The 17,567-nt window shown below is 56.5% G+C and carries 13 protein-coding genes; 8 read left to right on the top strand and 5 right to left on the bottom strand.

Features of this window, described 5'->3' with window-relative positions:
- Positions 1-152: 152 nt before the first annotated feature.
- The 5 genes from ACLRGG_RS15415 (at position 153) to ACLRGG_RS15435 (ending at position 6,124) form a co-directional block, all read left to right on the top strand.
- Positions 153-548 carry a YbhQ family protein gene (locus ACLRGG_RS15415; RefSeq protein ID WP_416250594.1) on the top strand — a complete coding sequence of 132 codons (396 nt, stop codon included), beginning with the start codon at positions 153-155 and terminating at the stop codon, positions 546-548.
- 492 nt (positions 549-1,040) lie between these two features.
- The gene (gene rhlE / locus ACLRGG_RS15420) at positions 1,041-2,459 is read left to right on the top strand and encodes an ATP-dependent RNA helicase RhlE (protein WP_416250595.1); all 1,419 of its coding nucleotides are present in this window, start codon (positions 1,041-1,043) and stop codon (positions 2,457-2,459) included.
- Positions 2,460-2,573: 114 nt separating this feature from the next.
- Positions 2,574-3,542: a tRNA dihydrouridine(16) synthase DusC gene (gene dusC, locus ACLRGG_RS15425; RefSeq protein ID WP_416250596.1), complete on the top strand. Its 969-nt coding sequence runs from the start codon at positions 2,574-2,576 to the stop codon at positions 3,540-3,542.
- Between the two features lie 50 nt (positions 3,543-3,592).
- Positions 3,593-4,786 carry an MFS transporter gene (locus ACLRGG_RS15430; protein ID WP_416250597.1) on the top strand — a complete coding sequence of 398 codons (1,194 nt, stop codon included), beginning with the start codon at positions 3,593-3,595 and terminating at the stop codon, positions 4,784-4,786.
- Positions 4,787-5,098: 312 nt separating this feature from the next.
- On the top strand, positions 5,099-6,124 hold the full coding sequence (locus tag ACLRGG_RS15435; protein WP_416250598.1) for a DUF481 domain-containing protein: 1,026 nt from the start codon (positions 5,099-5,101) through the stop codon (positions 6,122-6,124).
- 548 nt (positions 6,125-6,672) lie between these two features.
- Here the strand turns inward: ACLRGG_RS15435 and ACLRGG_RS15440 are convergent.
- The 4 genes from ACLRGG_RS15440 to ACLRGG_RS15455 form a co-directional block, all read right to left on the bottom strand.
- Positions 6,673-6,927, bottom strand: coding sequence for a hypothetical protein (locus ACLRGG_RS15440; RefSeq protein ID WP_416250599.1), 255 nt, complete (start codon positions 6,925-6,927; stop codon positions 6,673-6,675).
- A gap of 209 nt (positions 6,928-7,136) precedes the next feature.
- Positions 7,137-8,447, bottom strand: a complete 1,311-nt coding sequence (locus ACLRGG_RS15445; RefSeq protein WP_416250600.1) for a L,D-transpeptidase family protein — start codon at positions 8,445-8,447, stop codon at positions 7,137-7,139.
- 221 nt (positions 8,448-8,668) lie between these two features.
- On the bottom strand, positions 8,669-10,483 hold the full coding sequence (locus ACLRGG_RS15450) for a glycoside hydrolase family 15 protein (RefSeq protein ID WP_416250601.1): 1,815 nt from the start codon (positions 10,481-10,483) through the stop codon (positions 8,669-8,671).
- A complete protein-coding gene (locus ACLRGG_RS15455) occupies positions 10,480-11,055 on the bottom strand; it encodes a DedA family protein (RefSeq protein WP_416250602.1) in 576 nt (191 codons plus the stop codon). The genes ACLRGG_RS15450 and ACLRGG_RS15455 overlap by 4 nt, the downstream gene beginning before the upstream one ends.
- A 228-nt stretch (positions 11,056-11,283) precedes the next feature.
- Between ACLRGG_RS15455 and ACLRGG_RS15460 the strand changes: the two genes are divergently transcribed.
- The 3 genes from ACLRGG_RS15460 (at position 11,284) to ACLRGG_RS15470 (ending at position 15,621) form a co-directional block, all read left to right on the top strand.
- Positions 11,284-11,871, top strand: a complete 588-nt coding sequence (locus ACLRGG_RS15460) for a Yip1 family protein (RefSeq protein ID WP_416250603.1) — start codon at positions 11,284-11,286, stop codon at positions 11,869-11,871.
- Between the two features lie 177 nt (positions 11,872-12,048).
- On the top strand, positions 12,049-12,996 hold the full coding sequence (gene pbpG / locus ACLRGG_RS15465) for a D-alanyl-D-alanine endopeptidase (protein ID WP_416250604.1): 948 nt from the start codon (positions 12,049-12,051) through the stop codon (positions 12,994-12,996).
- Between the two features lie 180 nt (positions 12,997-13,176).
- The gene (locus tag ACLRGG_RS15470) at positions 13,177-15,621 is read left to right on the top strand and encodes a DUF3772 domain-containing protein (protein ID WP_416250605.1); all 2,445 of its coding nucleotides are present in this window, start codon (positions 13,177-13,179) and stop codon (positions 15,619-15,621) included.
- Between the two features lie 104 nt (positions 15,622-15,725).
- Here ACLRGG_RS15470 and dld read toward each other — a convergent pair whose 3' ends face one another.
- Positions 15,726-17,459: a D-lactate dehydrogenase gene (dld, locus tag ACLRGG_RS15475; protein ID WP_416250606.1), complete on the bottom strand. Its 1,734-nt coding sequence runs from the start codon at positions 17,457-17,459 to the stop codon at positions 15,726-15,728.
- Positions 17,460-17,567: the final 108 nt, after the last annotated feature.

The raw sequence follows: 17,567 nt of genomic DNA on the forward strand, positions 1-17,567 counted from the left end.
AAGAATAAAGTGTAGTCTTTGTCACAAAATAGTGCCGGACAGCGTCAAGGTTTGCGGCATTATCCGAAAAGTGGGGTAGTCTGAAGAATGGACTATTGCTTACTGTGATAGCCAAACTGGGCGACCGATGTCAGGTGTGCCAGGAGAATAAAATGAAATGGTCTAATCGTATCCAGATTGTCACCGGACAAGCCTGCGTACATATCATGTTGCACCTGCTGCTGATTGCGGCGCTGGTGTGGGGATGGAAACACCAAAGCCTGCTGCATGTCACCATGGTTTTACTGGCGCTTTATGCCTGTGTATTTACCGCCATGTTGTTGACTCAGCGTCTGCCGCATCTGCGCCGCGTTGGCGACTTCCTTGAGGATGTCACCACCACCTACTATTTTGGGGCGGCCATGCTGGTACTTTACCTGCTGTCACGCGTTATTCACCACAACCTGCTGCTGGGGTGTGTGGGTGTGCTGATGCTGACCGGACCGGCGCTGGTTTCACTGCTGGCGAAAGAGCCGGTTCGTCGTACCGTCAGGCCACGCCATCGTTGAGACGAAACGGGCCGCATGCGCGGCCCGTTTTATTAAAGTCATTTCTCGGCTTCATGCTACTGCGCAATACCCCACCGCCAGCCTTCACGCCCGCTGCATAAGATCTCACGACAGCATTCACGTTACACCTTGCTGCACAAGATTTCACCGCACCATTGACGTTACACCTGGCTGCATAAGATCTCACCACACCATCAACATTACACCTTGCTGCATAAGACTCAGGCTACGGCCAGCCTGTATATGCTGCACCAGACGCAGAATGCGGGCCCAAAGCCTGATCGATGGGACCGCTCCTGATGTAAAAACGTCGTTTTTAGCGGCCCGCAAAGAAACGCTCTCTGTGTGGGGATAACATCTGTTATAATCTGCCGCTTACGCACCGTGGTTTGTGCTCCCTTTCAAGCGTCTGGCGAAGCCTGACGTCATATTCTCCCCCTGGAAACTACACCCTTAAATGCGGTCAGGGCGGATCCGGAGTCAGTCAATTTTATGTCATTTGATTCTCTCGGCCTTAATGCCGACATTTTGCGTGCTGTTACAGAGCAGGGTTATAACGAGCCAACGCCAATCCAGCGTCAGGCTATCCCGGTTGTTTTAGCCGGTCGTGACCTGATGGCCAGCGCGCAGACCGGTACCGGTAAAACGGCCGGCTTTACGCTCCCCCTGCTGCAAATGCTGAGCAGCGCGACCCCTCATCCTAAGGGCCGTCGTCCGGTTCGTGCACTGATTTTAACCCCGACCCGCGAACTGGCGGCTCAGGTGGGTGAAAACGTGCAGGATTACAGCAAATACCTCGATATTCGTTCGCTGGTGGTCTTCGGTGGCGTCAGCATCAACCCACAGATGATGAAGCTGCGTGGCGGCGTTGACGTGCTGGTCGCTACGCCGGGTCGTCTGCTGGATCTGGAACATCAGAATGCGGTAGACCTGTCACAGGTTGAGATTCTGGTACTGGATGAAGCCGACCGTATGCTGGATATGGGCTTTATTCACGATATCCGTCGCGTGCTCTCCAAACTGCCTGCTAAGCGTCAGAACCTGCTGTTCTCCGCGACCTTCTCTGACGAGATCAAAGGTCTGGCAGAGAAGCTGCTGCACAACCCGGAGCAGGTCTCCGTGGCGCGCCGCAACACGGCCTCCGAGCAGATTTCACAGCATGTGCATTTCGTTGATAAGAAACGCAAAAGAGAGCTGCTGTCGTTCCTGATTGGCCGCGATAACTGGCAGCAGGTACTGGTCTTTACCCGTACCAAACACGGTGCCAACCATCTTGCCGAGCAGCTGAATAAAGACGGCATTGGCTCTGCGGCCATCCACGGAAATAAAAGCCAGGGTGCCCGTACCCGTGCGCTGAGCGACTTCAAAGAGGGTAAAATTCGCGTACTGGTGGCGACGGATATCGCCGCGCGCGGTATTGATATCTCTGAGCTGCCGCACGTAGTGAACTACGAGCTGCCAAACGTGCCGGAAGACTACGTTCACCGCATTGGTCGTACCGGCCGTGCTGCGGCAACGGGCGAAGCGCTCTCGCTGGTCTGCGTAGACGAACACAAGCTACTGCGCGACATTGAACGCGTGTTGAAGCGTGAAATCCCGCGCATTGCCATTGACGGCTATGAGCCGGATCCGTCTATCAAAGCCGATCCGATCCAGAATGGTCGTCAGCAGCGTGGCGGTGGCGGCGGTGCAGGCCGTGGACGCGGTGCGCCGCAGGGCAACCGCGGCGGTGAGCGTGGTCAGGGTGGCAATCGCGGCAATGGCGGCGAACGCAGTGCAGCCTCGGGTGAGCGCAGCCAGGGTAACGGCCAGCGTCGACAGGGGAATGGCAGTGGCCGCAGCGCCAGGCCAGAAGGCGGCAGCGCCGCACCGCGTGGCGTGACCCGCCAGCGCCGCTCAAATCCGAGCTGATATTAACGCGCTTAATCCGTGCCGGATTTCAGGCGCGTAATTTAAGCAGGCATCAACGCTTTCTAACCAGGGGGGATCGCCCAGATCCCCCTTATTAACGCAATGGGTTGTGACATGCGTGTTTTACTGGCCCCGATGGAGGGCGTTCTTGACTCGCTGGTACGCGAACTGCTTACCGAAGTTAATGACTACGATCTCTGCATCACTGAATTTCTTCGGGTCGTGGACCAGCTACTCCCGATTAAATCTTTCCTCCGACTCTGTCCCGAACTCAATCATGCCAGCCGCACACCTGCGGGCACGCGCGTGCGCATTCAGCTGCTAGGCCAGTCGCCTGAATGGCTGGCTGAAAACGCCTTTCGCGCGGCGGAGCTGGGTTCGTGGGGCGTCGATCTTAACTGTGGCTGTCCGTCGAAGACGGTCAACGGCAGCGGCGGCGGCGCCACGCTGTTAAAAGATCCGGAGCTGATTTACCGTGGTGCGAAAGCGATGCGTGATGCGGTACCTGCCCATCTGCCAGTGACGGTAAAAGTGCGTCTGGGCTGGGACAGCCACGATCGCCAGTTTGAAATTGCCGATGCGGTTCAGCAGGCCGGAGCGACAGAGCTGGCCGTACATGGTCGTACCAAAGAAGATGGCTATAGAGCTGAGTGCATTAACTGGGAGGCGATTGGTGAAATTCGCCAGCGGCTGACCATCCCGGTGATCGCTAACGGGGAGATCTGGGACTGGCAGAGCGCGCAGGACTGCCTGGCGGTGACCGGCTGTGATGCGGTAATGATCGGTCGCGGCGCACTGAACGTACCCAACCTGAGCCGCGTGATAAAGGATAATGCGCCGCCCATGCCGTGGCCGGAAGTGGTCCGGCTGTTGCAAAAATATGTCCGGCTGGAAAAGCAGGGTGATACCGGTTTGTACCACGTGGCGCGTATTAAGCAGTGGCTGGGATATCTGCGTAAAGTGTATCCACAGGCCGATATGCTGTTTGCGGACATCCGACCGCATAAACGTTCCGTTGATATTGCGCGAGCGATTGAGGCGGCGGCTGTCACATTTCCCAATATTCTTAACGAGATCTCTTAGTCTGCTAAGGGTATGATGTGACTCACATCACACCTATTTCTGGTCCCGTCATGTCCTCAGCAGCCTTATCCAGCGCCCAGCTCAATAAGCGCATTATCTCGGTAGTCATTTTCACCTTCTTTTGCTATCTCTCTATTGGCCTGCCGCTGGCAGTATTGCCCGGCTATGTGCATAACGATCTGGGCTACAGTTCGTTTATGGCCGGGTTGATTATCAGTCTGCAATATTTCGCCACGCTGATCAGCCGACCTCAGGCGGGGCGCTATGCCGATCTTCTCGGTCCCAAAAAGGTGGTGCTGATGGGGCTGCTACTCTGTGGCATTAGCGGCCTGTTCACCCTGCTGGCGGTGACGGTCCACGGCAGTACGCTCACCAGCCTGCTGCTGCTGGCTGCCGGAAGAATCGCGCTGGGCCTGGGTGAAAGCCTGACTGCAACCGGTTCGATTCTGTGGGGGATAAATATCGTCGGCACGCTCCAGAGCGCGCGGGTGATCTCCTGGAATGGTGTGGCAACCTACCTGGCGATGGCCCTGGGTGCGCCGCTTGGCGTGATGCTCAACTCCGCATTTGGTATCCCCGGCTTTGCCGTGTTGATTATGCTGATGGCGATTTTTGGCTTCTGGCTGGCGACCCGCCGTCCGGGGGTGGTGGTGGCAGTCGGGCAGCGCATTCCCTTTACCCAGGTATTTTCGCGCATCTGGCTGTATGGGCTTTGCCTGGGACTGGGGACGGTCGGTTTTGGCACCATTGCCACCTTTATCACTCTCTATTTTTCCAGCCACGGCTGGCACGGGGCGGCTTTCTCCCTGACCCTGTTCAGCCTTGGCTTTGTGGTGATGAGGTTAATTTTCAGCAGCTTTATCGGGCGCTTTGGCGGCATTCGGGTGTCGCTGGTCTCGTTTGTGATTGAGTGCATTGGTCTGCTACTGATCTGGCAGGGCCACTCATCCTGGATGGTCGATGTGGGCGCATTCCTTACCGGCTCCGGTTTCTCGCTGGTGTTTCCCGCCCTCGGCGTGGAGGCGATTCGCCGGGTGGCGCCGCAGAATCAGGGGTCAGCGCTGGGGCTTTATTCCGCATTTCTGGATTTTGGCCTGGGCATCACCGGCCCGGTGGCCGGACTGCTGATTGGGCGCTGGGGCGTGGATTCAATCTACCTGGCGGCCGCCCTGGTAGTGATGGTGGCGCTGTTTATCACCGTGCGGCTTCGACTAATCACGCCGCCAAATGAGGATCCCGCCTGAGCCAACCTGCTGTCTGCCAGCCCGGGGAACAGGCGCATCGGATTTAACCGGAAGAGTAGCCGCAGATGCGCCGCCTGACCCTGTGCAGGGTCAGGCGGCGCGGCGGCTTTTCAGCCCAGCCGATTAGCGCTGGGCCATATCAGGTTGCCGCGACGGGCGTAAGCCTGCCCATCACTCCCTATGAGTGCCTGAACCTTTCGTGCGCAATAAGCTTATCTATCAGACCTTTCCCTCTCACTCTGTCCAGCCCGATCCCGTACTCTATAAAGAAAATGGTCCTGATGATGTAAGTTGAGGAGTTAACTCACCACTATGCCCCACACTATTCGCGGCGGCCCTGCCCGGGCTGGTCTGCTAACCTGCCTGCTGGTCTCCCCACCTTTTGCCACCGCTGATACCGTCTGGATGAAAAACGGCGATCGGGTCAGCGGCACGGTGCGCTCGCTCAGCGACGGCAAGCTGGTTATAGACACCGGCTATGCGGGAACGGTATCGCTAAACTGGAATGCAGTGAGTACCCTGTCCAGCGAAAAGGATTTTGACGTCCGCAGCGGTAAAAGCAGTAAAACCTTTAAAGCCCGCCTTGAAGCCACCGATGCTGGCTACATTATCGTACATCAGGGAGAAACCCGGCAGCGCGTGCCGGTCGCCCGATTTGAAGAATTTCTCAAACCAAAGCCGAAAACGGCTGCGCTGAGCTGGACGGGTAATATTGATGCGGGTGTCAGCCTGAAAAAGGCCTCTACCCGAACTCAGGATTACAACCTCGCCTATAACAACAAAGTAAATGTCGGTAAGTGGCGTAACGACTTTGGCGGGACTTACAACCGCGAAGAAGAAGACGGCACGATGAATACCGATAACTACAGTCTGCGCTATGCGCTGGACTATATGTTTCGCGAACAGTATTTCTGGCAGGGCAGGGCGAGCTATAAGCGTGACTGGGTAGAGGATATTTCCCAGCAGGGTTTGATCGGCACCGGTCCTGGCTACCAGTTCTGGGATGATGAGCTGGGTTCATTTTCGATGTCGCTTTTGGGCGGCGCTTTTGCCTACGGTTACAGCGATGGCAGTTCAGATAGTCATTTTGGGGCTTCAGTACGCTGGGACTATCAGCGTTTCCTTCGGGGCAGGACGCTGTCGCTTTTCACGCACGGTGAAGTGGGACATTCGCTGGATGATGATGCTATTTTCAGTATGGATGCGGAGGTAGGTGTGCGCTATCAGCTCACCAGCTGGTCATCGCTTAATATTACCTACGGTCATAACCTGATTAGCGGCACACGTGATACGCTTAACGAGCGGAGTTTTATTACCGGGCTGGGGGTTAAGTGGTAGTTCAGTCGTTTTTTCGGAGCGGGAATATCATCCCGCGCTGAGCGTCGCCTGGTGTGGCAGAGGCTTGTGCCGTCGCCAACGTGTGGTGGCCGGTGTGGCAGAGGCTTGTGTAGTCGCCTACGTGTGATGGCCGGTGCGACAAAGGCCCGTGTAGTCGCCTACGGGTGGGGCCCGGTGCCTGGCTTTCCTCACGCCGCGCGTGGCGCCTTCGCTCCGCTCGTCGACCTTTCGGACCGGGCATGACGTGACATCCCTGTCCCGACATACCCTTGTGCCAGCATCCCTGCTGGCCCATCCGGGTCTTCCTCTCTGCACTCAGCGCTGCGGAATGCCTGTCACCGGGCCCCACCCGTCGGCTTATTGCATTGTGCTGGCTGCGGGTAAGTGCGGTTTCGGGGGTTACAAAAAATCTTTCGGCAAGTTTTAAAAGTAAGAACTCAGCAAATAAGAAAATGGATGAGCATTGCAACAGCTCAAAAGCCTCAATGTTATTGGTGCTTAACTGGACGTCGTGCTGATAATAACTGCGGACAGATAAGCGGTTTTACTTAGAGCAGCTCAGCAGCCAGAGAGGTGGGTAATCCCTGCGGTTGACGGTCAATCCGCAGCGCTGCGGCGCAGACGGAAGGCCAGGCGAGGGCAGCAGGGATGCTGCACTCAGGGAGCGGCGGGCAGGGATGCCCGCTCGCGACCGGGCCGTACGGCCTGAAGTCGGAGCCAAAGGCACCACGCAACGCGTGGCGTGAGGACGCCCGGCAACCGCAGGGATTACCCACCGTCACCGCAGATATTTCAGCCAGCATATCCAACCGGCAACCGCAGGGATTACCCACCATCACCGCAGATATCACAGCCTGCAACCCATAAAAACTTTCCACCAGATGCCGCAAATAAAAAAGGGCTCATGATCAACATGAACCCTTCCATTCTAAGCTGGCGAAACGCTGATCGGCAGCTGAAGCGAATGACTACAGCTCCAGCCACTCGCCCGCTTTACCGCAGGTTAAAACGATTAACCCGCCGTTACACTGCTCTGCGTCGCGGTTTTCACCGACGTTGACTTATTGTCATAAATCGGGCCTGGCTGAGCGGGTACCACAAACGAACTTTTGCCATCGGCCGGAGCCTGCTGAGTCGGTGCTGCACTGCCGTCGGCCGGAGCCTGCTGAGCCGGAGCTGTACTGCCATCGGCCGGAGCCTGCTGAGTCGGTGCTGCACCGCCATTGGTCGGAGCCTGTTCAACCGGCGCGGCGCTACCGTCTACTGTCGGCGCGGCAGACGCTGCATCCTGATTAACCACGTTGGCACCCTGCTGCGTCGCAGGGGTCATGGGTTCTTCCTTCGGCACTGCACCACTCATCTCCTGCACGGCAATCGCCGCAGGAGCCGTATAGTCGGCACCGCCATTGACCCGGGTAGGAATACCACTGCGCCTCTTCATGGCCGCGTCCATGGCGTTACTGTCAACGCTGGCATCACTGACAACTTTACTCACCACTGGCGTAATGGTCAGCGGCACCGGTTCACGAGAATTAAACTGCTCCTCGGTCTGCGACAGCGGATTATGCACCTCAACCATACGTGAACCATCGGGCTCCACGCTGGCTTTAATCGGCTGATTGATAAACTGCACGCGCGTACCTACCGGCACATTATCGTAAAGCCATTTAATATCGTCAGCACGAAGACGCACACAGCCGTGGCTCACGCGTAACCCGATGCCAAAGTTAGCGTTAGTCCCGTGGATCGCGTAAAGACGACCGATATAGAGGGCATACAGCCCCATGGGATTATCCGGGCCAGCCGGGAAAATCGTTGGCAGCGGCGAGCCGTTAGCTACCGAATCTTCGTGCATTTTCTTGGTTGGCGTCCAGGTCGGGCCGTCTTTTTTACGCTCGACCGCCGTCGTCCAGTTCATTGGAGTGTCTTTACCCAGTTCACCGACGCCAACCGGAAGCACAACCACCGTTTTGGTGCCTTTAGGATAGTAATAAAGACGCATCTCAGCGCTGTTCACCACAATACCTTCACGCGGGGCGTCAGGCAGGATCAGCTGCTGTGGGATAATCAATTTGGTGCCGGGCTTGGGCAGATAAACATCCACGCCAGGATTGGCTTCAAGCATGTTACTCAGGCCCATCTGATACTGTGCCGCAAAGGCTTCCAGCGGAAGTTTGCTGTCCTGAGGCACGGTAATTTCCAGATTCTGACCAATCAGGCGGCTGTTTGCCGCGGGCAGTGGATAAACCACGGCAAAGGCTGAATGGCTGTATGCCGTAACGGTCAGGACTAAAGCGGCTAATGCGCGGATGCTCTTTTTCATATTTTCTAAGATGTTGCGCCATGTAAACGGTGGATAGATGAACCTGTGCCGCTTAGTGTGAGCGGCTGCACATTATATGGTCATAGCCCCGGGGAATAAACCGGGATTTTAACTATTGCGGTAACTTTACGTATATTTCCCGGCCCTGACCGACGGCAGATGGAAACCTGGCGTGCGCAAGCCGATCGGAAGAAACGATGTTAATGCTATTTCGCTGGCGATCACGGCTGCCAGAGTGGGTCCTCACCGCTCAGCTTACGGTTCAGGAAAAATGCCGCGCTAATCAGCGCCAGGTGGCTTAATGCCTGGGGCGTATTTCCTAATGCATAACCCTGGCTGTCAAACTCCTCAGCGTAAAGCCCCAGTGGGTTGGCGTAGCTCAGCAGCTTCTCAAATTCAAAGTGCGCCTCGTTCACCCGTCCCGCACGGGCCAGGCACTCCACGTACCAGAAGGAGCAGGCGACAAAGGAACCCTCAGTACCCTCCAGTCCGTCAGAGGGCGTTTCCGCCAGGTTATAGCGGCGCACTAATCCGTCGCTCACCAGCTTCTCTTTGATGGTATCCAGCGTGGACAGCCAGTCAGGATCGGTAGCGCCTACAAAGCGCACCAGCGGCATCAGCAGCATCGAAGCATCCACGTAATCGCCGTGTTGCGTGGCGACAAAATGGCCGCGATCCTTATTCCAGAAATTAGTCCAGATATCCGTACGGATAGCATCACGGGTTTCCGTCCAGCGCGTCCAGGGTACCTCAAGCGAGCGCTTCTCACCCAGCCTGATCGCCCTGTCCAGGGCAACCCAGCACATCAGGCGGGAGTGGAGAAAATGCTGCGGCTCACCGCGCATCTCCCAGATCCCGGCATCCGGTTGATTCCAGTTGTCACACAGATAATCGATCATGGTAGTGACGTGCATCCAGCCCCGGTGGGAGATAGCTTCACCATACTTATTCGCCAGATAAATGGCATCCATCAGCTCGCCATAGATATCCAGCTGAGACTGATTCCATGCGCCATTTCCAATTCTGACGGGCGTGGAGTTGGCATAGCCGGACAGATTTAGCAGCTCGCTCTCCTGCAATTCTGTGCCGCTGTCCAGCCGGTACATCACCTGGAGCTTTTCAATATCCTTATGGCTGTTTTCCACGCAGCGCCCCACCCAGTGGGTGAAGTGTTTGGCTTCATCAACATAGCCAAGACGCATCAGGGCATACATGCTGAATGAGGCATCGCGGACCCAGGAAGCGCGATAATCCCAGTTACGCTCGCCCCCCAGCTCCTCAGGCAGCCCAAAGGTGGCCGCGGCCGCAATAGACCCGTGCCGGCGCGAGGTCAGCAGCTTAAGCGTCAGCGCTGAGCGGTTGACCATTTCCTGCCAGCGACCGTGGTAGGAACTTTTTGCACTCCAGCGACGCCAGAAATTCAGCGTTTGCTGGAAACAGTTCAGCGTGGCCTCATCATCAAGTGATTTATCCTCGGCGCTGCCGAAAATAAATTCGCGGTGTTCGCCCGCCTTAAGGGTAAAGCGGGCGATGGCCGCGCTGCTGTCCAGGGTAAAATCGACGTTGCCGCACAGCCGCAGGGTGGGCTGATCGGCGGCAGTAAACAGTACGCTGCCTTCGCTCAGGCTGGCGGAGGTGGCCGCGCGGGCATAGTCGTGAACGGGTGCGCAGCGCAGGGTGATGGTGGCTTCACCGTGCAGCACCTTTATTCGCCTGATCAGGCGTGGACGATCCTCGTCTTCCTGGCAGACGGGCATGTAGTCGGTGATTTCCGCCACGCCCTTACTGTCCAGCCAGCGGGTTTGCAGCAGCGTCGTATCGGGAAGGTAGAGCTGCTGACGACGGGCATCCGGCCAGTCGGGCTGAATGCTGAAAACACCCGCCTCGTCGCCGTCCAGCAGGGCGGTGAAGACGGAGGGGCTGTCGAGGTCAGGCCAGCAGAAATAGTCTATGGTGCCGTCGTTGGCAATTAAGGCGCAGGTACGCAGGTCACCTATCACCCCGTGATCTTCAATCTTTCGCTTTATCTGACTCATTCTGCCTCTTTCTCGCGCACCGCGCGCCGCTTAAAGTAAATTCGCACCGCCCAGACCAGCCCGAAAATCAGCACGACCCAGAAAATTTGTTTCAGATGGCGATCCAGCGTATGCAGCCAGGGCGCGATAACTTCTCCGCCAAGGTAGCCCAGTGAGACAAAAATAACCGCCCACAGCATCGCGCCAATAATATTCAGCGCCAGGAACTTCTGAGGTTTCAGCTTGCTGGCACCGATAATGATCGGTCCTACGATGCGCAGTCCGTACATAAATCTGACGCCGATAACAAACAGTACTGGCCGTTTACGGATGAGTCGGTTGGCCCTGGCAATTTGCTTCTGATGCTTCTTAAAACGTTTAAGAATGGCACTACCGTAGTAGCGGCCAATAAAGAAGAGTCCGGTGTCCCCCAGAATGCCGCCGAGCATCGCCACCAGTAACACCCAGCCGTAGTGCAAAAGTCCCTCATGCGCTGCAACGCCGCCCAGCAGGGTAAAAGTTTCCCCTTCGGCGATACAGCCGATAAAGAGCGCCAGATAACCGTATTGTGATATCAGCCCGTTAACATCCATATGCGTAATCTCCTGCGGTTGATGCGCGTAAACCCTTAAGTTTAACCGCTGTGGAATAAACCGCCGCGAAAGTTGTGATGAATTGTTTTTTATTTGCTGAATAATGAGGCAATTAAGTAAAACAGGCCCCGCCTGGAAAATAAACAGTTAAACAGCGCTTATACTCATTAGCATCCACCGCCTGCGCGTATCAGGCTCGTCGAAGCGTCATAGCAGAGGAATGAAAAGATGAACCATGTCTGGGGACTTCTTGCGCATCCCGATCGTGAGATGCGTGATATTAAGCAAGAGAACGAAACGATCTCTCACCATTACACGCACCACGTTTTATTGATGGCGCTGATCCCGGTTATTTGTGCGCTGATTGGCACCACGCAGATTGGCTGGGATTTCGGCGCGCGGCATACCATCACGCTCTCGCTAACCACCGCCGTCGGGCTGGGTATACTTTTCTATGCGCTGATTTTAGGCGGCGTGGCGCTGATGGGACGGGTTATCTACTGGATGGCGCGGGAGTATCCTCAGCGACCCAGCCTGCAACGCTGCACGGTGTTCGCGGGCTATGTCGGTACCCCGCTGTTTATCAGTGGGCTGGTGGCCCTTTATCCGCTGGTGTGGCTGTGCGTGCTGGCGGGTGCGCTGGCGCTGCTCTATACCGCTTATTTGCTCTACGTCGGCATTCCGCTATTTCTCAATATCGATCGTGAAGAGAGCCTGCGATTCTCCGGCTCCACGCTGGCGATTGGCATTCTGGTTTTTGAAGTTTTACTGGCCCTGACCGTGGTGATATGGGGTTATGGTTACCGACTGATATGATGAATTCGCCGCCGGGCCGCCGGCGGCAATTCGGTAACGCCCGGAAACGAATATCATGTAGTAAATTTTCGATTCTGCAGAGTATGATGCGCGGGTCAGTTCCCGCCAGAGTGCCGTTGCGCGGGTACGACGTGCGGCTCGCCGTACCAGAATCACCTTTCGATTAAGTTTTTAACGATGCCTGCGAAAATCCGCTTATCTCTTTTGACGTTAGCTCTACTTTTTTCTGGTCAGGTCATCCTGAATCAGGCTGTAGCCCGTCCGCTCAGGGCCGACGCTGTGCCTGTATCGCAGCCGCAGATCGCCTCTGGTAGTGCGATGATCGTCGATCTTAATACCAACAAGGTGATTTATGCTAATCACCCGGACCTGGTCCGCCCGATGGCGTCAATAACCAAGCTGATGACGGTGATGGTGACGCTTGATGCGCATCTGCCGCTTGATGAGAAGCTTAACGTTGATATCAGCCACACGCCCGAGATGCGCGGTATCTATTCTCGCGTGCGCCTGAATAGCGAAATCAGCCGCAAAAATATGATGCTGCTGGCGCTCATGTCCTCGGAAAACCGCGCCGCAGCCAGCCTGGCCCACCACTATCCGGGCGGTTATGATGCCTTTATTCGCGCGATGAATGCGAAAGCGCGCGAGCTGGGCATGATGCACACGCACTATGTGGAGCCTACCGGCCTGTCGACGCAAAACGTCTCCACCGCGCGCGATCTCACCCGGCTGCTGATCGCCACGAAGCGCTATCCGCTGATCGGCCAGCTAAGCACCACGCACGAAGAGATGGCAACTTTCAGCAACCCTCCCTATCAGCTGCCGTTTCGCAACACCAATCACCTGGTGTATCGCCCCGACTGGAATATCCAGCTGACCAAAACCGGCTTTACCAATGAGGCGGGACACTGCCTGGTTATGCGGACGGTGATCAACCGCCGTCCGGTGGCGCTGGTAGTGATGGATGCGTTTGGAAAATATACCCACTTTGCCGATGCCAATCGTCTGCGTACCTGGGTAGAAACCGGTAAGGCCTCCCCCGTTCCTGCCGCTGCGCTAAGCTATAAAAAGCAGAAGGCGGCAGAGATAGCCAGCAATGGGGCCGCAGGCAGCGACGTCGAGTAGGGCAACAGCCTTCCCCTGCCACGGCGAAGGCGTTAAGATTTTTTGCATCAGCAGAGTGTTACGCAGCCGCCTTTTCGTGAGTAATCCTATAGTGCCAGTTTTGTCAAACGCCTAAACTGGCGCAGGTTTTAACGGGTACTGTCTTCGGTGCCATCCATTGTTTGATATCTGGAAATTTTCATGTCTACGTTATTAACCTGGTTTCGCCTGTTTTTGCTGGCGCTGGTGACGCTCTCTCCGGTGGTGGCGCAGGCAGCCGATGACGCATCCGCGCAGAGTCAGGACGCACCGGTGAAGGTCAATGCCGCCGTTGAACTGCCAAAGATGCAGAAAGTCCTTGATAAAATTAAGCAGCAGGTGTCGGGGGAGACCAATGACAGCAAGCTGAGCGCCCTTAATGATATGGCGCTGGAGCTGTCCAGCGACGCCGATACGCTGACGCAGGGGATCACGCCACAGCGCGCCCAGCTGGTGGCGCAGCTGGCGGTTCTCGGCCCGCCGCCGAAACCGCAAAGCGGCGTAAAAGAGACCAGTGAGGTCACCAGCAAGCGTAGAAATCTGGAAAACCAGAAAGGCAAAATTGACGATCAAATCACCCAGGCCGAGTCGATTAAAAGCAGCGCCATTAACCTTTCGGCGCAGATCGTCAACCTGCGCCGGGATGCGCTGAAAACGCAGCTGGCGCTTAATGCGGGCAGTCTTTTGGGGCCACATTTCTGGTCGCCGCTGTTTACGCCGCAGAGCGATGATAACCAGAAGGTCAGGGACTTCTGTGATGAACTGGCGCAAACGGCGGCAATGTCATGGGAACCCGGCTGGCGTCTGGGCACCGTGCTATGGATAGTGCTGTCGGTGCTGGTGGCCACGCTGGGGCGCCGCTATCTCGAGCAGTTCCTCGCCTGGGTGGGGATTAATCACTTACCCGAAGGTCGCCTGCGCCGCAGCTTCCTGGCCGCCGCGACCGCGCTGACCAGCCTGCTGGCCATTGTGCTGGCCTTTAACTTCCTTAACCTGGCCTTTACCCGCCATGACAACGTAATGGACGACGTCAGGGATTTTGCCGATAAGCTGGTGAACCTGAGCATTTTATGCGGGCTGATTGCCGGGCTGGGCAGGGCATTTTTATCCACCCGCCGTCCCTCATGGCGTTTGCCTAATATCTCCAACGAAGTGGCCCTGGCCTTAAAACCCTTCCCGCCGCTGACCGCGGTGCTGGTGTTTGTTTTCCAGACGATTGAAATTCTTAACAGCAGCGCCAATACCAGCGTCAGCACCACCGTATTTGCTAACGGCCTGACCGCGCTGCTGATTGGGGCAACGGCGCTCTCCATCAGCCTGCGTACCAACCGAGTGCGTCGCAAAATCATCCTCTCTGGCGCACAGCCGGAGGCGAAATCGACCCTGGTCGGTCTGATCCAGATGGCGATAACTCTGGTCGGCGTTGCGATTATGATCACCCTGCTGATCGGTTATATTACGCTGGCCCGCTTCCTGAGCTACGAGCTTATCTGGATTGGTATTGTTTTTGGCTCGTTCTATATTCTCAGCCAGCTGGTTTCCGACGCCTGTGAAACCTTCTTCTCAACCAATACTTCTACCGGTAAAAGCATTCAGCGATCGCTGAACATTGATGAACGCCACCTGGCGCAGGTTTCGACCCTGCTGGGCGCCATCGGTAAAACGGTCCTGGTGCTGGCCGCCGCAATGGCCGCGCTCAACGGCACTTTCGGGAGCGGTACGCCGATTGAGCTGGTGCAAAAAGCCATTGAGTTTTGGGGCGGAAAGGGGCTGGAGTCGCTGAATATTGTTCCGGCGCACGTGCTGAATGCGCTGCTCAGCCTGGTGGTCGGGATTTACGTACTGCGCTCGGTAAAGCGCTGGCTGGAACATGACTTTCTGCCGAAAACCACCATGGATGTGGGGATGCGCGTTTCGCTGATCACCTTGTTCAGCAACCTCGGCTACGTGGTGGTGTTCCTGCTGGCACTCTCCATTATGGGGCTGCAATGGAACAAGCTGGCGTGGATCGTCAGCGCCCTGTCGGTGGGTATCGGTTTTGGCCTGCAGGAGATTGTGAAGAACTTTATCTCGGGTCTGATCCTGCTGACCGAGCGACCGGTGAAGGTGGGCGATCTGGTGAGTATTAGCGGCATAGAAGGGGATATCCGCCGCATCAACGTGCGCGCGACCGAAATCCAGCTGGGTGACAAGTCAACGGTGATTGTGCCTAACTCACAGCTGATCTCACAAAACGTACGTAACGCCACCATGGGCAATGCGCAGGGCGTAGCCACCATTACGCTGACCTTCCCGCTGGATATCGATCCTGAAAAGGTGCGTGAGCTGCTGCTGGACGTCTATAACGAAAATGAGCGCATACTGGAAACGCCGGAACCCTCGGTGTCCTTCAAGGATCTGACCTCCGCAGGGATTGTGCTGGCAGTAACCGGTAACGTCGCCAGCCCGCGCCAGGTCTCGGGTGCGAAAAGCGATCTGCTGTTTGATATTCTGACCCGTCTGCGTAAAGAGGGGGTGGTCCTCTCCACGCCGCAGACGATGATCGTCGAGCAGCGTAACGGTAACCTGGTGGTAAAAGAGCCGGAAGGGCCAGCGACTGAAGGATAATATGGCTTCTGGCTCTGGCCCAGCGTCGTCGCTGAATCTGGTTTATAAGCTGACTCTGGCTCAAATTGAGATGCTGATGCTGAGTCAGCGTCAGCATATTTATCTCACTTCTGGTGACTTTCGCAGCCGCGCGCTGCCCAGTGCTTCGCTTTAGTGGTTTTGCCAATTCCTGGATTAAAACTGTTGGTGGGGTCGAGCTGCTGATAAAACGCTCTGAGCTGCGGCTTCGCCTCGTAGAGGTGGCCGACGTTATGCTCGGCGGGATACTCAGCCCCGCGCGCCGCCAGAATAGCCAGCATCTTCTCTTTTAGCGCATGGGCGTCCACGCCCTTTTTCACAATATAGTCCTGATGGAACACATGGCAGAAAAAGTGGCCATAGTAGAGGCGGTGTACCAGCACATCGTCGAATTCGGCAGGCAGACGCTCGAACCAGTCGCGATCGTTGCGCTTAAGGGCAATATCCAGCGCCAGAATATCTTCCACCTCATCGCGATGGACGGCATGATAGCGGACCGCCGCACCCGCGGCAGCGAAACGGTGCAAAAACGCTTTTGCCCCCTCTTCTTTATCACACTCAAAATAGGCGCCGTCCGCCTGCTGGAAAAAGGCTTCAAGATAGCGACGTGCTTCCTCAATACCTTCACCGGACATTTTCAGCATCAGGTGATGCTCAAAGCGGTCGCGATACTGCTTAAGGCGTTTTGGCAGCGGCGAGGGGAGCAGATTAGCGCACTTTTGTAGCAGCCGGTCGGTGAAGCCAGGTTTAACAAACGCGAGTTTTCTCAGCAGCGCATCGGCGCGTCCCTTAAGGCTAAAGAACAGCGGCATTTTATCGGTGCCGAGGCGGTTGATCATCATAAAGGTGTCTTTGCCATACACTTCGGCAATATCGAAGATATCGCGGTGCAGATACTCGCCGGCAACGGGCAGTTCGCGAAACTCACTGAGGATATGGCGGCGAAGCGTATCCAGTACGGCCGTATCGTTGGTGCCGATGTAGAAAACCTGCTGAGTCGCATCAGCGGGGAAGGTATCCAGCCGCACTGCAAAGATCGCCAGCCTGCCTGCGCAGCCGGATGCCTCATACAGGCGTCGGGCATCGGCATTGAAGCGCGAGGGCGTATCGGCGTCGATATCGCGCACGCGTTCGGCATAGTCATGGTCGGAGGCGTGGCGCGAATCGTAACGGACATCGCCCGGCTGCCAGGTTTCATCATCCAGTCGGCTGAGGATCTGTTCAGGGCTGCTACCCAGCTCGATACCCAGGTGATTCACCAGCCTGAGTACGCCCTGCGCATCAATCTGCGCGTAAAGCGCCATTTCGCTGTAGGCGGGGCCGCGACGGATTAGCGATCCGCCTGAGTTATTACAGACGCCGCCCAGCACCGACGCGCCGATGCAGGAGGAGCCAATCACCGAATGAGGTTCGCGCCCCAGTGGCTTCAGCAGCTTCTCCAGCTGATAGAGCGTGCTGCCCGGCATCGCCAGCACCTGCTTTCCCCCGTCCAGCAGCTGGATCCTGTCCATCCTCAGCGTGCTGATAATCACGATATCGCGGTCATAGTCGTTGCCATTCGGCGTCGATCCCTCCGTCAGGCCGGTATTCGCCGCCTGCATCAGGATAATCACCTCTGCGCTGACGCAGGCCTGGAGAATGCGCCACTGTTCCAGCAGCGTACCGGGAAAAACCACCGCCAGCGCGTCACCCTCGCCTGAGCGAAAGCCGCGACGATAGCGTTCAGTGTCGCCAGGATCGGTAAGAAGATGTGTGCGCCCGACGATGCGCTTCAGTTCTGCTACCAGCTGCTGAGAGTCCGGGCGGGAAGAATTAAGCATGAGCGTTGTCCTTTTCATAATCACCGCTTAACCTTAGCACCACTCCGCGGGTATTGGTGGGCTAAAAAAAATCGATCGCGATCCCGCCAGTGGCTTGAATACTATCTG

Origin of the sequence: Erwinia sp. PPS120 (assembly GCF_047918655.1) — a bacterium.
Classification (GTDB): Bacteria; Pseudomonadota; Gammaproteobacteria; order Enterobacterales; family Enterobacteriaceae; genus Erwinia; species Erwinia tasmaniensis_A.

Coding starts and splice junctions, on each gene's coding strand:
- ACLRGG_RS15415 (WP_416250594.1), top strand. CDS start 153: ATGAAATGGTCTAATCGTATCCAGATTGTCACCGGACAAGCCTGCGTA.
- rhlE (WP_416250595.1), top strand. CDS start 1,041: ATGTCATTTGATTCTCTCGGCCTTAATGCCGACATTTTGCGTGCTGTT.
- dusC (WP_416250596.1), top strand. CDS start 2,574: ATGCGTGTTTTACTGGCCCCGATGGAGGGCGTTCTTGACTCGCTGGTA.
- ACLRGG_RS15430 (WP_416250597.1), top strand. CDS start 3,593: ATGTCCTCAGCAGCCTTATCCAGCGCCCAGCTCAATAAGCGCATTATC.
- ACLRGG_RS15435 (WP_416250598.1), top strand. CDS start 5,099: ATGCCCCACACTATTCGCGGCGGCCCTGCCCGGGCTGGTCTGCTAACC.
- ACLRGG_RS15440 (WP_416250599.1), bottom strand. CDS start 6,927: ATGCTGGCTGAAATATCTGCGGTGACGGTGGGTAATCCCTGCGGTTGC.
- ACLRGG_RS15445 (WP_416250600.1), bottom strand. CDS start 8,447: ATGAAAAAGAGCATCCGCGCATTAGCCGCTTTAGTCCTGACCGTTACG.
- ACLRGG_RS15450 (WP_416250601.1), bottom strand. CDS start 10,483: ATGAGTCAGATAAAGCGAAAGATTGAAGATCACGGGGTGATAGGTGAC.
- ACLRGG_RS15455 (WP_416250602.1), bottom strand. CDS start 11,055: ATGGATGTTAACGGGCTGATATCACAATACGGTTATCTGGCGCTCTTT.
- ACLRGG_RS15460 (WP_416250603.1), top strand. CDS start 11,284: ATGAACCATGTCTGGGGACTTCTTGCGCATCCCGATCGTGAGATGCGT.
- pbpG (WP_416250604.1), top strand. CDS start 12,049: ATGCCTGCGAAAATCCGCTTATCTCTTTTGACGTTAGCTCTACTTTTT.
- ACLRGG_RS15470 (WP_416250605.1), top strand. CDS start 13,177: ATGTCTACGTTATTAACCTGGTTTCGCCTGTTTTTGCTGGCGCTGGTG.
- dld (WP_416250606.1), bottom strand. CDS start 17,459: ATGCTTAATTCTTCCCGCCCGGACTCTCAGCAGCTGGTAGCAGAACTG.